The sequence below is a fragment of the Actinacidiphila sp. bgisy160 genome, from assembly GCF_057707815.1.
Window position 1 is genome coordinate 21,272 of sequence record NZ_JBYIQW010000024.1, and the last position, 12,655, is coordinate 33,926.

Genomic DNA, 12,655 nt, shown 5'->3' on the forward strand with positions numbered 1-12,655 from the left:
ACTGTGGGGATCATCCCCCTACGAAGGCGGCGGCACCTGCCTCACGAAGCCGTAGGCTGGTGCCGCACGCGAAGGAACGGCAGCCGGCGGGGGTGGCACCCTCCCCCTACCGGCCGGAAGGAGGCGCTGGGTGATCGAGCTCGAGGGGGTTCCCGAGCTGATCGACCCGGTCATGGTGGCCGCGTTCGAGGGCTGGAACGACGCCGGGGACGCCGCCTCCGCCGCGGTCGGGCATCTGGACCGGGAGTTCAAGGGCGAGGTGTTCGCCGCGCTGGACGCCGAGGACTACTACGACTTCCAGGTCAACCGCCCCACGGTCTGGATGGACGGCAGCACACGGCGGATCACCTGGCCCACCACGCGGCTGTCCGTCATCCGCATCGAGACCCCCAAGCCACGCGACCTCGTCCTCGTACGGGGCATCGAGCCCAGCATGCGCTGGCGCTCGTTCTGCAACGAGATCCTGGGCTTCGCCCATGAGCTCGGCATCGAGATGGTGGTGGTGATGGGCGCCCTCCTGGGCGACACCCCGCACACCCGTCCGGTGCCCGTCACGGCCGTCACCTCCGACCCGGACCTGGCGACCGCGCTCAGCCTGGAGGAGTCCCGCTACGAGGGCCCCACCGGCATCGTCGGCATCCTCCAGGAGGCCTGCACCCACGCCGGCATCCCGGCGGTCAGCCTGTGGGCGGCCGTGCCGCACTACGTGTCGCAGCCGCCGAACCCGAAGGCGACGCTGGCGCTGCTCAATCGTCTGGAGGACCTGCTGGACCTGCGCATCCCGCTCGGCGAGCTGCCGGAGGACGCGCGTGCCTGGCAGGTCGGCGTGGACCAGCTCGCCGCCGAGGACAGCGAGGTCGCCGAGTACGTCCAGACGCTGGAGGAGGCCCGCGACACGGCGGAGCTGCCGGAGGCCTCGGGGGAGGCCATCGCCCGCGAGTTCGAGCGCTACCTGCGGCGCCGTGACCCGCAGGCGGGCGAGTCCGACGCGGGTCCCTACCTGCGGGACATGTCGCAGAAGCCCAAGGACGACCGGGACGAGAAGGAGGACGGCTCCGACGGGGAATGACCCGCGCGGTGCCGCCCCGGGAGAACCCGAAGCACCTGAAGAACCCGAGGCACCTGGAACACCGGAAAACGGCCCGGCCGCCGTCCCCGCGCGGGGGCGGCGGCCGGGCCGTCGCTCGGGAGCGTCAGAGCGCGACGCCGAGCAGGGCGTCCACCGCGCGGGAGACCAGGCCGGGGGCGCCGGTGTCCGTGCCGCCCTCGGTTTCCTGCCGGACGGCCCAGCGGTCCACGGCCGCGAGCGCGGCGGGGGCGTCCAGGTCGTCGGCGAGCGCCTCGCGGATCTCCTCCAGCAGCGCCTCGGCGGGCGGGCCGTCCGGCCGTGAGACGGCGGCCCGCCAGCGGGCCAGCCGCTCCACCGCGTCGGCGAGCACGGCGTCGGTCCACTCCCAGTCCTCGCGGTAGTGGTGGGCCAGCAGGCTGAGCCGTATGGCCGCCGCGTCCACCCCGTCACGGCGCAACTGGGAGACGAAGACGAGGTTGCCCTTGGACTTGGACATCTTCTCGCCGTGCAGCGCGACCATGCCGGCGTGCACATAGGCCTTCGCCATGGGGAACTCGCCGGTGAGCACCTGGGCGTGCGAGGCGCCCATCTCGTGGTGCGGGAAGGCCAGGTCGGAGCCGCCGCCCTGCACGTCGAAGCCCATGCCGAGGTGGTCCAGGGCGATGGCGACGCACTCGATGTGCCAGCCGGGACGGCCCTGACCCAGGCTGCCGCCGTCCCAGCTGGGCTCCCCCTCGCGGGCGGCGAGCCACAGGACCGGGTCGACGGGGTTCTTCTTGCCGGGGCGGTCCGGGTCACCGCCGCGCTCGGCCGACAGGGCGCGCATGGCGGCCGCGTCGAGGTGGGAGACGCTGCCGAAGTGCGGGTCGGAGTCGACGTGGAAGTAGATGTCGCCGTCCAGTTCGTACGCCGCGCCGGCCCCGCGCAGCCGCTCGACCAGCGGGACGATCCCCGGGATGGCCTCGACGGCGCCGATGTAGTGGGCGGGCGGCAGCATCCGCAGGGCCGTCATGTCCTCGCGGAACAGGGTCGTCTCGCGCTCGGCGAGGGCCGTCCAGTCCTCGCCGGTCTTGTCGGCCCGCTCCAGCAGCGGATCGTCGACGTCGGTGACGTTCTGGACGTACTGGACCTGGCGCTTCGTGTCGAGCCACACGCGCTGCACGAGGTCGAACGCGTTGTAGGTGGCCGCGTGACCCATGTGGGTGGCGTCGTAGGGGGTGATCCCGCACACGTAGATGCGGGCGACCGGACCGGGGCTCAGGGTTACCGGGCCACCGGTCGCGGTGTCGTGGAGACGGAGGTCGCGCCCGGTGCCCGGGAGGGCAGGGACGTCGGAAGCGGGCCAGGCATGCATGTCATGAGATTAACCGCCCGCCTGATCCACAAACGACCCGTGGGTCCGCACGGGACGTCCGGCCCGGGGGTTCAGATGGGCGGCCAGGGGATGGCGGGCCATTCCCCGGAGGGCTCGGGATGATGTCCGGAGCCGAGCAGCGCGGCCACGCGGGCCCGCAGGGCGTCGAGCTCCGCGGGCGTGATGAGCTCGGCCAGCCGTGCGCCGAGGCCCCCGTCGGCGAGCTCCACGGAGAGCTTGCCGAGGACCTCGGCGATCTCCTCGGTGAGCGGTTCGCCGGCCCAGCCCCACAGGAGGGTGCGCAGTTTGTTCTCCGTGTTGAAGGTCACGCCGTGGTCGATGGCGTAGAGCTGCCCGTCGGCGGCCGGCAGCAGGTGGCCACCCTTGCGATCGGCGTTGTTGATCACGGCGTCCAGGACGGCCAGCCGGCGCAGCCGGGTGTCGTCGGCGTGCACGAGCAGCGCGGTGCGGCCCTCGCCCACCTCGGCGAAGCCGACGGCCTTCCAGCCGTCGCCCGGTTCGTCACCCTCCACGAGGGCCAGCAGCCCTTCGCCGCCCTCCTGCTGGGTCTCGATCCACAGCTGCACCATGCCCTCGCCGTACGGCCCGTCACGCAGCACGGTCGGCGGCACAAGGCCCCAGCCGGTGGCCTCGGAGACCAGGTACGCGGCGACTTCGCGCTGGGCGAGCGTCCCGTCGGGGAAGTCCCACAGCGGCCGCTCCCCGGCCACCGGCTTGTACACGCAGTGGGCGCGCACGCCCTCGTGCTCGACCGTGCAGTAGAGCACCGCGTTGGAGGCGTCGCGCAGCCGCCCACGCACGGTCAGTTCGCCGCGCGCGAGCAGCTCGGTGGCTATGTCCCCGTTCAGGCCGTCGCCGACCGCCGGTACCCGTTCTGACGCGGGCATACGTGTCCTTCCGGATCCAGGGGCAGGCTGCACAGCGGGCAGGGCGGGCGGCCGGCCGCGACGACGTCGAGGGCGCGCTTGGCGAAGGAGCGGGCCTGGGCGCCGGTCAGGCGCACCCGCAGCAGCGGCGGGCCGTTCTCGTCGTCCTGCAGGAGCATCTCCTCGGCCGCCTCGAGGTCGTCCTCGTCCTCGGCCTCGATCTCGACCAGCGCCTGGGCTTCCAGGATCATCCGTTCCTCGGCGCCGTCCCAGGCCAGGGCCATGGTGCCGACCCGGAACTCCTCCTCCACGGGGACCTCGAGCGGCCTGTTGTCGAGCAGTTCCGTGGGGGCGACGGCGGGCACGGGGGCGGCGCCGCCGGTGCGGCGCACGACCTCGTCCAGCAGTTCGTCGATGCGCTCGGCGAGTGCCTCGACCTGGGTCTTCTCCAGCGCGACGCTGGTCGTCCGGCCGGCGGCGCTCGCCTGCAGGAAGAAGGTGCGTTGGCCCGGTTGGCCCACGGTGCCGGCGACGAAGCGTTCGGGCTTGTCGTAGAGGAACACCTGACGAGGCACGTCCTGCTCCGTTAGTTCGGTGTCTTCGCGGTTCGGTCCACCCTACTGCGGAAGCTGATCACGGTGCGCCCGCACCGCCTCCGACCTCCGCGTCGCCCGGGGCCGCGGTGGGCCGCTCCCTCGGGCGCAGGCTTTCCAGGCTGCCGGTGTCGCCGAGCCGGAGCAGGAAGGGCCGCTCCGGGGTGTAGCGGATCGCGGTGACCGAGCAGGGGTCGACGGCGACGCGCTGGAAGAGGTCAAGGTGCATGCCGAGGGCGTCGGCGACGATGGACTTGATGATGTCGCCGTGGGAGCACATCACGTAGAGGGCGTCGGGTCCGTGGGTCTCCTCGACACGGGCGTTCCACTCGCGCACCGCGTCGACCGCGCGGGCCTGCATGGCGCGCACCGACTCGCCCCCCTCGCCGGGGAAGACGGCGGCCGAGGGGTAGCGCTGCACCACGCCCCACAGCGGTTCGTCGGCCAGCTCGGCGATCTTGCGGCCGCTCCAGTCGCCGTAGGCGCACTCCGAGATCCGCTCCTCGACGTGGAGCGGCACGTCGGGAAGCGCGTCCATGAGCGGCTGCAGCGTCTCCCGGCACCGCTGCAGCGGGCTGGTGACGACGGCGGCCGGCGGCAGTCCGGCCAACCGGGCGGCCAGGGCCGCGGCCTGGTCGCGCCCTGTCTCGTCGAGGGCGACTCCGGGGAGTCGTCCGGCCAGCACTTTCTCCGCGTTGGCGGTGGACCGGCCGTGCCGGACCAGGATCACGGTGGGCATGACCGCCACCATACGACCCCGGGTTGTCCGGTGTGGCGCCGACGTAGCGCGGAAGAAGACTGGTGTGATCGTCGACTGTGCCATTTACCGCGACGGGGAGCGCACCGCCGCCCCCGACGACCTGTCCGACGCGCTGCAGGCGGCGCGGTCGACGGACGGGGCGTTCGTGTGGATCGGCCTGTACGAGCCGACGCAGAAGGAGTTCGACCTCGTCAGCCGCGAGTTCGCGCTGCACCCGCTGGCCGTGGAGGACGCGCTCTGCGCCCACCAGCGGCCCAAACTGGAGGTGTACGAGGGCTCGCTGTTCCTGGTGCTCAAGCCGGTCTCGTACGACGACGAGCGGGACACGGTCACCGCGGGCGAGCTGATGATCTTCGTCGGGGAGGGCTTCGTCGTCACCGTGCGCCACGGCGAGGCGATCGCACCGGGTGAGATCCGGCACCGCCTGGAGGCGGAGCACGAGGTCCTCAAGCACGGGCCGACCGCGGTGATGTACGCCATCAGCGACACCGTGGTGGACGACTACATGGTCGTCGCGGCCGATCTCCAGGCCGGTCTGGAGGACCTGGAGACGGAGGTCTTCGCCCCGGAGAGCCGCAGGTCCGTCGCGCGCCGGGGCGCCGAGAGCACGGCGAGCCGGATCTACGGCTTCAAGCGCCAGCTGCTAGAGTTCCGGCGGGCGACCGCGCCCCTGATGCAGCCCATGATCAGGCTCTCGGCGGGCACGCTGCCGCATGTGGCGGCCGGCACCCAGCCCTTCTTCCGCGACGTGGCCGACCACCTGACCCGGGCCAACGAGCAGGTGGACAGCCTCGACCGGCTGCTCAGCGACGTCCTGAGCTCCCATCTGACCCAGGTGGGGGTGCGGCAGAACGACGACATGCGCAAGATCTCGGCGTGGGCGGCCATGGCGGCGGTGCCCACCATGATCGCGGGCATCTACGGCATGAACTTCCTGTACATGCCGGAGCTCCACCAGGTGTGGGGCTATCCGGCGGTCCTGTCGGTGATCGCCGTGTCGGAGATCCTGCTGTACCGGATGTTCAAAAGGCACGGCTGGCTCGGAGCGGTCTCCCGGCCCCGCGCCCGACGGGGGCGAGCGGCCGGGGGGCGGCTCAGAGGGCCGGTTCGGCCGCGGGCTCGGGGCCGCCGAGGGCGTCGCGGCGCTGGGGCATGGCGAGCCTGACCATCCGCCGCCAGCCGCCCAGGCGTTCGTACGCGTACGCCCCGTGGATCCCGGCCCGCAGCACCGCGGCCTTCGCCCGGGACCAGCCGAGGATCCGGCCCATGTGGTCCATGACGGCGAGGCTGACGTCGCGGTGGATGCGGATCTCGGCGTGGGCGCACTCACTCAGGACGCGCTCGATGACCGCGCCGTGGCCGGCCTCGGCGAAGCGCAGCAGCTCCTCGTGGCAGTAGGCGAGGTGGTTGTCCTCGTCGGCGGAGATCATGCGGACCGCCCTGCCGATGTCGGGGTGGTCCGCGAAGTACTTGGTGAGCAGGGCCATCTGTTCGGAGGCGCGCTGTTCCGTGACCCGGCTGTGGGCGAGGTAGGTGACGATGTCCTGCACGGTCAGGGCCTCGTCGCGGCGCAGTTTGTCGTGGGCGAGGCCGATGCCGCTGTGCTCGAGGAGCATGGTGTAGTCGGTGTCCGGGGGGACGGGGACGGGTTCGAGGCCGCGCTTGCGCATCAGGGCGTTGAAGATCCGGCCGTGCTTGTCCTCGTCGGCGCCGTGCCGGGCGATCTTGGGGGCCAGTTCACGCTGGGACTCGGGAACCAGGGCGGCGATCCTGCCGTTCTCCCAGCCGCCCTGCGACTCACCGCTGGCGGCGATCGAGCAGAACAGCCGGAAGGAGTCGTCGTTGTCGACGATCTCCTGGAACAGACTCCGGGCGGAGAGCATGACGTACCTCCTGCGCGAATCGGGCATACGCAAAAGACGAGTCAAGTCGCCCGCAAAGCATGAGGCAACAGGCCCGGGCGTCAACTCGGCCGAACGGATGAGGGCCGACCCGCCCCGGGCACGTAACCCCTGGCGCTTTCGGGCGTTGTGTTTGGTGACGGCCGTGGCGGGGAAGACCCCCGAGCCCCCACCACGGCCGCGGAAACCGAGGGGCCCCGCCGCCGGCCGAGTGCCCGTGATTTCATAGCCCCTCGGAGGGGTCACGACCAAGACATGTTCAGCAAGGCGACGCGCAGCCGGACGACGGCACGCCCCGGAGGCCCGGCGGGCTCGGACTGGGCCCCTTACGCACGCCTTGACGACGCGGCACGCGCCTACTTCCTCCACGCCGACGTGGCCCTCGACGCGATCGACGGCGTCCTGGGCCGGCGGCGGGTCCGCGGTTTCACCCTGGAACGCGTCGTCGACCTGACGGAGGCCGGCACCTCGGTGTGGCAGGAGGCCGCGGTCTGCGACGGCCGGCGGCTCATCCTGTGGCACAGCGAGGAGGTCGCCGACGAGGACGCGCCGGGCGGGCGGGTACTGGACTCCTCCGTGCAGGTGCTGCCCCTGGAGGCGATCGGCCACGTCGGCATGCGCACCCTGGTGGGCCGCGACGAGCAGGGCCGTCGGATCGACCGCGGGGTGTACGTGGTGCTGGCCACCGCCATGCCGCACGAACTGAGCGCGGTGCGCGGGGACGCCGACGGCGGGGTCGCCGCCGCCCGCTTCCGGCCGGAGTCCTTCCGGTTCAGCAAGTCCCTCGACGACGGCGGGGCCGGCCAGATAGCGCGCCTGATCGCCTTCGGGCGGATGATGGGGCGCCTGGTCCCGGGCTGAGCCGGGACCGGCGCCGGGGGTCCGCCGCCCCTACCCGGCGACTCCGGCGCGCTCCAGCGCCTCGACGCCCGCGCGCAGCGCCGCGACCCGCTCGTCCAGGGTGAACCCGGCCGGGGCCAGGGTCAGCGTGGTGACACCGGCGGCCGCGTAGGCCCGCATCCGGTCGGCGATCCGCTCCACGGAGCCCAGCAGGGTGGTGGAGTCGATGAGTTCGCGCGGGACCGCGGCGGCGGCGCCGGCCTTGTCGCCGGACAGGTACTTGTCCTGGATCTCGGCGGCCTCCTTCTCGTACCCCATGCGCTGCGCGAGCCGGTTGTAGAAGTTCTGCTTGCGGCTGCCCATGCCGCCCACGTACAGGGCGGTGTAGGGGCGGAAGAGGTCGGCCAGCGCGTCCACGTCCTCGCCGACGGCCAGCGGCACGGTCGGGCAGACGTCGAAGCCCTCCATGGTCTTCCCGGCCTTCTCCCGGCCCGCCCGGAGGTGGCGGATCGCGGTGTCCTCCAGGTGGGCGGCCGAGGGGAAGATGAGCAGCGCGCCGTCGGCGATCTCGCCGGCCTGCTCCAGGTTCTTCGGGCCGATGGCGGCGATGTACAGCGGGATGTGCTCGCGCACCGGGTGCACGGTCAGCTTCAGCGCCTTGCCGGGGCCGCCGGGCAGCGGCAGCGTCCAGTGCTCGCCCTCGTGGCTCAGCCGCTCCCGGGACATCGCCTTGCGGACGATCTCGACGTACTCGCGGGTGCGCGCCAGCGGCTTGTCGAACGTGACGCCGTACCAGCCCTCGGAGACCTGCGGGCCGGAGACGCCCAGGCCCAGCCGGAAGCGGCCGCCGGACAGGGAGTCCAGGGTGGCGGCGGTCATCGCCGTCATCGCGGGCGTACGGGCCGGGATCTGGAAGATGGCCGAACCGACGTCGATGCGCTCGGTCTGCGCGGCGACCCAGGACAGCACAGTGGGCGCGTCCGAGCCGTAGGCCTCGGCCGCCCAGCACACGGAGTAGCCGAGGCGGTCCGCCTCCTGCGCCACGGCGAGGTTGTCGGCGTCCATCCCGGCGCCCCAGTAGCCGAGGTTGATCCCGAGCCGCATGGCGATCCCCTTACCGATGAGTAACGTCCTTGTTCCCCGGACCTTATCGCTCCGGGCGCGCGCCGGCGCCTGTCGGGTACGTCACTCCTGCCCAAAGGTCCCGGACGACCAGTAATCTCACCCCTCATGGAGCAAAGGCACCTCGGCCGTACGGGACTGCGCGTGTCCAGGCTCGGGCTCGGCACGCTGACCTGGGGGCGCGACACCGGCGAACTGGACGCCGCCGACCAGCTCAAGGCCTTCTGGGAGGCCGGGGGCACGCTCGTGGACACCGCCGACGTGTACGGGGACGGCGGCGCCGAGTACCTCCTCGGCCGGCTGGTCGAGGACCTGGTGCCACGCTCGGACCTGGTGATCGCCACCAAGGCCGGCAGCGTGCCCGACCTCTACCGCCGCTTCGACGCCTCGCGCGGCCATCTGCTCGCCGCCCTGGACGCCTCCTTGCAGCGGCTCGGCACGGACTACGTCGACCTGTGGCAGGTGCACGCGTACGACGCGAGCACCCCGCTGGACGAGACGCTGCAGGCCCTCGACCTCGCCGTGAGCTCCGGCCGGGCCCGCTACGTCGGCGTGTCCAACTTCTGCGGCTGGCAACTGGCCAAGGCGGCCACCTGGCAGCAGGCCGTGCCGGCGCGCACACCGCTGGCCAGCACGCAGATGGAGTACTCGCTGCTGCAGCGCGGCATCGAGCGCGAGGTGCTGCCCGCCGCACTGGACCTGGGGGTGGGGCTGCTGCCCTCCTCGCCGCTGGGACGCGGGGTGCTGACCGGCAAGTACCGGCACGGGACCCCGCAGGACTCCCGCGGCGGCTCCGAGGAGATGGCGCCCTTCGTCGCGCCCTACCTCGACGACACGGCCCGGCTCATCGTGGACGCGCTGGCCATAGCGGCCGACGGACTGGCCGCCAGCCCGCTGCAGGTGGCCCTCGCCTGGGTGCGGGACCGCCCCGGCGTGACCGCGCCGATCGTCGGGGCGCGCAACGCCCGGCAGCTCGCCGCGGCGTTGTCGGTGGAGACCCTTAGTCTTCCCGATGAGATCTGCCAGGCGCTGGACGACGTCTCTGCGCCGGTGCACCGCTATCCGGACCACGACTGGAGCACGCTGTGATCGGGCCCCGACCGTAGTCCGCCGTACAACGGAGGCCACCGTGACCGAGGACCGCGACGACCGCGACAGCGAGGACCGCGCCGAGCCGGGTGAGGCTGCCGGCGAGGAGACCGCGGCTCCCCGGCGGCCCCGGCCGTCGACCGAGGGCGTCGGCTCGCAGCTCCCCGCCGAACTCACGGACCTGGCCGCCGCGGTCCGGGCGATCGAGCGCGGCGAGCGCCCCGCGGCGCCCGCGAGGACCGCTCCCACACGTCCCGCGGCCTCACGGCCCGCGGCAGCCCCCTCCCCCGCCCCGGCGCAGGCGCCGGCCCCTGGGGCGCGGCCCGTGCTGCCCGCGCAGCTCAGCGGGGACGCGGTGGCGGCCGCGCGGACGGTGCTCGCGGCGGGCGGGGCTCCGGAGAGCCTGGCCGAGGCCGCCGTGCTGGCGCTGGGCGAGCGTGCCGGCGAGGCGCTGCGCGAGGACCCGTGGCAGGTGCTGGCGCTCTCCGGGGTCCGCGTGGGCCAGGCCGACGGCTTCGCCAAGACGCTGCTCGGCGGCGAGGCCGGCCCCGACGACGAGCGGCGGGTGCGCGCGCTGGTCGTCTGGCTGCTGGAGCGGGCGGCGGAGCTGGGCCACACCGCGCTCGAGTGGGGCACGCTCGGCGCGGCCCTCGGGCGGAACGGGGTCACCGACGCCGAGGAGACCCTGAAGGCGGCCGTCGCGGACGGCCTGGTGCTGGTCTTCCACGTCCCGGACGAGAGCGCCGGTGCGCGTCCGGCGACCGGCGAGGAGGACGAGGAGGCGCCGGTGCGGCTGCTCCTCGGCCTGGACCGCTACGCGCTCGCCGAGGAGAGCCTCGCGGACGGCCTGAGCAGGCTCCTCAACACCTTCGAGGCGGACGAGTCGCAGGACTGGGAGGGCGCGGTCGGCGCGGCCCCGTCCCCGTCCGCCGCGGCGCTGGTCCGGGCGGTCGCCGGGAGCGGGCTGGTCGCCCACACCGGAGCGGAGGCGGCCCGGGCGGAACCGGCGGCCCTGGTGGCGGCCGCCAGGTCGCTGGGGCTGCGGGCCTGGGCCGTCGCGGCCACCGAGGACGGCAGGCGGCGGCTGGCCGAGCACGTGGACGCGGAGGCGACCGCCACCCTCGCCGGGCTGCTCGCGGGCCACGAGGGTCCCGGCCGGGACGAGGACGGCGCGCTGGCGCTGGACCTGCTGGCGGTGCTGGACGCACCCCAGCTCGACGTGGAGACGGCCGCGACCCTGGTCGAGTCCGTGCCCGACGGGGCGCGCCTGGTGCTCTCCGGGGATCCGGCGGTGCTGTGGTCCGCGGGGCCCGGCCGAGTCCTGGCCGACCTGCTGGCGGCGAAGGTGTGCCCCCAGGTCGCCTCGCGCACGCCCGACCCGGGTCCGGTCGGCGAGCTGGTCTCCGGGATCGGCTTCGGCGAGCTGGCCACCGTCGACGCCCCCGGGAAGGAAGTCGTGATCGTCCCCGTGCGGGACGCCGCCGAGGCCGTGCACCGCACGGTCCAGCTCGTCGTGGACTCCGTTCCCCGGGTCATCGGCGTGCCCCCGGAGCACACCCAAGTGATCACCGCGGGCCACGGTGGCGCCGCCGGCACCCGGGTGCTCAACGCCGCACTCAAGGAGCGTCTCAACCCCGGTCCCGGCCGCTTCGGCGGCTTCGACCCGGGTGACCGGATCGTCCACGCCCCGGCCACCGGGACGGCCGTGCCGGGCACCGTGGTCTCCGCCGACGCGGAAGGGCTGCGGCTGGACTGCGGAGGCAGGCCCTTGGTGGTCGCGCCCGACGCGGTGCCCACGGAGGTCCGGCACGGCTGGGCGGTCACGGCGAACCAGGCGGCGGGCCGCCGCTGGCCGGCCGTCGTCGTGGTCCTGCCGGGAGACACCGCGAAGACCCTGACCCGGGCCTGGGTCTACACCGCCTTCAGCCGCGGGGAACGCCATCTGTCCGTGGTGCAGGGCGTCGAGCAGGCGCTCGCCCACGCCGTGGCCGAGGTCCCCGCCCGGGAGCGGACCACGCGCCTGCGCGACATCCTGCGCGAGCAGGCGGCCGCCGCCGCGGCACAGTGATCCACGGCGCGGGCCCGGGGCGGCTCCCCGGGCTCGCGCAGGATCCGCGCCCCGCCGGATCAGGCCATCCGGTCGAGCCGGTCCGCGTCGGCCTCGTCGTCATAGACCGCGCTGACGTCGAAGCGGCAGAGCAGAAGCCGCGGGTCCGCCTGGTCGAAGGGCGCGGCGAGCCACTCGCCCGGCTCTGCGGGCTGCGCCGCGGTGACCCAGAGCGTGGAGTCGCCCTCCTCCAGACCGAACTCCTTGTGGCGCTCGGCGATCTCGTCGGGCTCGAACTCCCCGAAGAGGGCGCCCACCGCCGCGCCGATGCCGCCGCCGCTCTCGTCGGCGGCGGATTCGGAGACGCGTTCCGCCTGCCGGGTCAGCCGCTGGGGGTCGGCCACGGTGTAGTCCCGGCGGATCAGGACACTGATCGCGCCGGGTTCCCCGGGGCCGGAGTAGTCGGGGAGGGTGTCCCCGATCGGCACCTCGAAGGGGGTGACCTCGTCGTAGGTGTCGTAGAGCAGCTCGTCGTAGGCCTCGGCGGCCGAGGCGAGGGCCTCGAAGGCCCGGTGGACCGCGGGATCGTCCTCCCCGGTGCGGTTCTCGACCGCGTCCAGGTGGCGGTCCAGTGCGGCCTTCACCGCCTCGACGGCGGCTCGTACCTCGGCAACGGTGGGCTGCGCGGCATCAGACATGCAGAAGACGCTATCCGTACCGAGGCGTTCCCCGCACAATAGATGCGATGCCCGAATACGAATTCAGAGATGTGTACGTGCCGCGGGGAGTCTCCCGCAAGGAGGCTCATCGCCTGCTGACCGATCACGCCGAGTACGGTCACTGGGAGCTCGACCGGCTCCGCCTCTACCCGGACGGCAGCCGCAGGGTGCGGCTGCGCCGCCGTATCATCCGGCAGATACGCGCCACCTGGTGAGGTCGCCGGCATGCGGAACGGGGCCCCGCGAACCGCGGGGCCCCGCTCGAAGGGGTGAG

13 protein-coding genes are annotated in these 12,655 nt (G+C 73.4%); 6 read left to right on the forward strand and 7 right to left on the reverse strand.

All coding sequences use genetic code 11. The features are described from left to right. The first annotated feature begins 130 nt into the window (after nucleotides 1-130). Entirely contained in the window at nucleotides 131-1,069 is a 939-nt protein-coding gene (locus AC3EUJ_RS19900) for a PAC2 family protein (protein WP_431963149.1), read from the forward strand. 124 nt (nucleotides 1,070-1,193) lie between these two features. Here AC3EUJ_RS19900 and mshC read toward each other — a convergent pair whose 3' ends face one another. The 4 genes from mshC to AC3EUJ_RS19920 form a co-directional block, all read right to left on the reverse strand. Further along, the gene (gene mshC, locus AC3EUJ_RS19905; protein ID WP_431963151.1) at nucleotides 1,194-2,423 is read right to left on the reverse strand and encodes a cysteine--1-D-myo-inosityl 2-amino-2-deoxy-alpha-D-glucopyranoside ligase; all 1,230 of its coding nucleotides are present in this window, start codon (nucleotides 2,421-2,423) and stop codon (nucleotides 1,194-1,196) included. A 71-nt stretch (nucleotides 2,424-2,494) separates the two neighbouring features. Beyond that, nucleotides 2,495-3,331 carry an SCO1664 family protein gene (locus AC3EUJ_RS19910; RefSeq protein WP_431963153.1) on the reverse strand — a complete coding sequence of 279 codons (837 nt, stop codon included), beginning with the start codon at nucleotides 3,329-3,331 and terminating at the stop codon, nucleotides 2,495-2,497. Beyond that, nucleotides 3,289-3,885 carry a DUF3090 domain-containing protein gene (locus tag AC3EUJ_RS19915; RefSeq protein WP_431963155.1) on the reverse strand — a complete coding sequence of 199 codons (597 nt, stop codon included), beginning with the start codon at nucleotides 3,883-3,885 and terminating at the stop codon, nucleotides 3,289-3,291. Before AC3EUJ_RS19915 ends, AC3EUJ_RS19910 begins: the two co-directional genes overlap by 43 nt. A 58-nt stretch (nucleotides 3,886-3,943) precedes the next feature. Beyond that, complete coding sequence (locus AC3EUJ_RS19920; protein WP_431963157.1) at nucleotides 3,944-4,642, reverse strand: histidine phosphatase family protein; 699 nt, start codon at nucleotides 4,640-4,642, stop codon at nucleotides 3,944-3,946. A 64-nt stretch (nucleotides 4,643-4,706) separates the two neighbouring features. On the opposite strand from AC3EUJ_RS19920, the gene AC3EUJ_RS19925 reads away from it, so the two are divergent. Next, a complete protein-coding gene (locus AC3EUJ_RS19925) occupies nucleotides 4,707-5,828 on the forward strand; it encodes a magnesium and cobalt transport protein CorA (RefSeq protein ID WP_431963159.1) in 1,122 nt (373 codons plus the stop codon). Here the strand turns inward: AC3EUJ_RS19925 and AC3EUJ_RS19930 are convergent. Next, nucleotides 5,758-6,546: a ferritin-like domain-containing protein gene (locus AC3EUJ_RS19930; RefSeq protein WP_431963161.1), complete on the reverse strand. Its 789-nt coding sequence runs from the start codon at nucleotides 6,544-6,546 to the stop codon at nucleotides 5,758-5,760. The two genes, AC3EUJ_RS19925 and AC3EUJ_RS19930, sit on opposite strands and share 71 nt — an antisense overlap. Before the next feature lie 273 nt (nucleotides 6,547-6,819). On the opposite strand from AC3EUJ_RS19930, the gene AC3EUJ_RS19935 reads away from it, so the two are divergent. Continuing rightward, nucleotides 6,820-7,425 carry a hypothetical protein gene (locus AC3EUJ_RS19935; RefSeq protein ID WP_431963163.1) on the forward strand — a complete coding sequence of 202 codons (606 nt, stop codon included), beginning with the start codon at nucleotides 6,820-6,822 and terminating at the stop codon, nucleotides 7,423-7,425. Nucleotides 7,426-7,455: 30 nt separating this feature from the next. On the opposite strand, the gene AC3EUJ_RS19940 is transcribed toward AC3EUJ_RS19935, so the two are convergent. After that, entirely contained in the window at nucleotides 7,456-8,508 is a 1,053-nt protein-coding gene (locus AC3EUJ_RS19940; protein WP_431963165.1) for an LLM class F420-dependent oxidoreductase, read from the reverse strand. 126 nt (nucleotides 8,509-8,634) lie between these two features. On the opposite strand from AC3EUJ_RS19940, the gene AC3EUJ_RS19945 reads away from it, so the two are divergent. Both AC3EUJ_RS19945 and AC3EUJ_RS19950 read left to right on the forward strand, forming a co-directional pair. Further along, on the forward strand, nucleotides 8,635-9,615 hold the full coding sequence (locus AC3EUJ_RS19945; protein WP_431963167.1) for an aldo/keto reductase: 981 nt from the start codon (nucleotides 8,635-8,637) through the stop codon (nucleotides 9,613-9,615). Next, nucleotides 9,539-11,683 carry a helix-hairpin-helix domain-containing protein gene (locus tag AC3EUJ_RS19950; RefSeq protein ID WP_431963169.1) on the forward strand — a complete coding sequence of 715 codons (2,145 nt, stop codon included), beginning with the start codon at nucleotides 9,539-9,541 and terminating at the stop codon, nucleotides 11,681-11,683. Before AC3EUJ_RS19945 ends, AC3EUJ_RS19950 begins: the two co-directional genes overlap by 77 nt. A gap of 59 nt (nucleotides 11,684-11,742) precedes the next feature. On the opposite strand, the gene AC3EUJ_RS19955 is transcribed toward AC3EUJ_RS19950, so the two are convergent. Then, the gene (locus AC3EUJ_RS19955; protein WP_431963171.1) at nucleotides 11,743-12,360 is read right to left on the reverse strand and encodes a hypothetical protein; all 618 of its coding nucleotides are present in this window, start codon (nucleotides 12,358-12,360) and stop codon (nucleotides 11,743-11,745) included. A 47-nt stretch (nucleotides 12,361-12,407) separates the two neighbouring features. Here AC3EUJ_RS19955 and AC3EUJ_RS19960 point away from each other — a divergent pair, with 47 nt between their 5' ends. Next, nucleotides 12,408-12,596: a DUF5703 family protein gene (locus AC3EUJ_RS19960; protein WP_319133625.1), complete on the forward strand. Its 189-nt coding sequence runs from the start codon at nucleotides 12,408-12,410 to the stop codon at nucleotides 12,594-12,596. The last annotated feature ends 59 nt before the right edge of the window (nucleotides 12,597-12,655 follow it).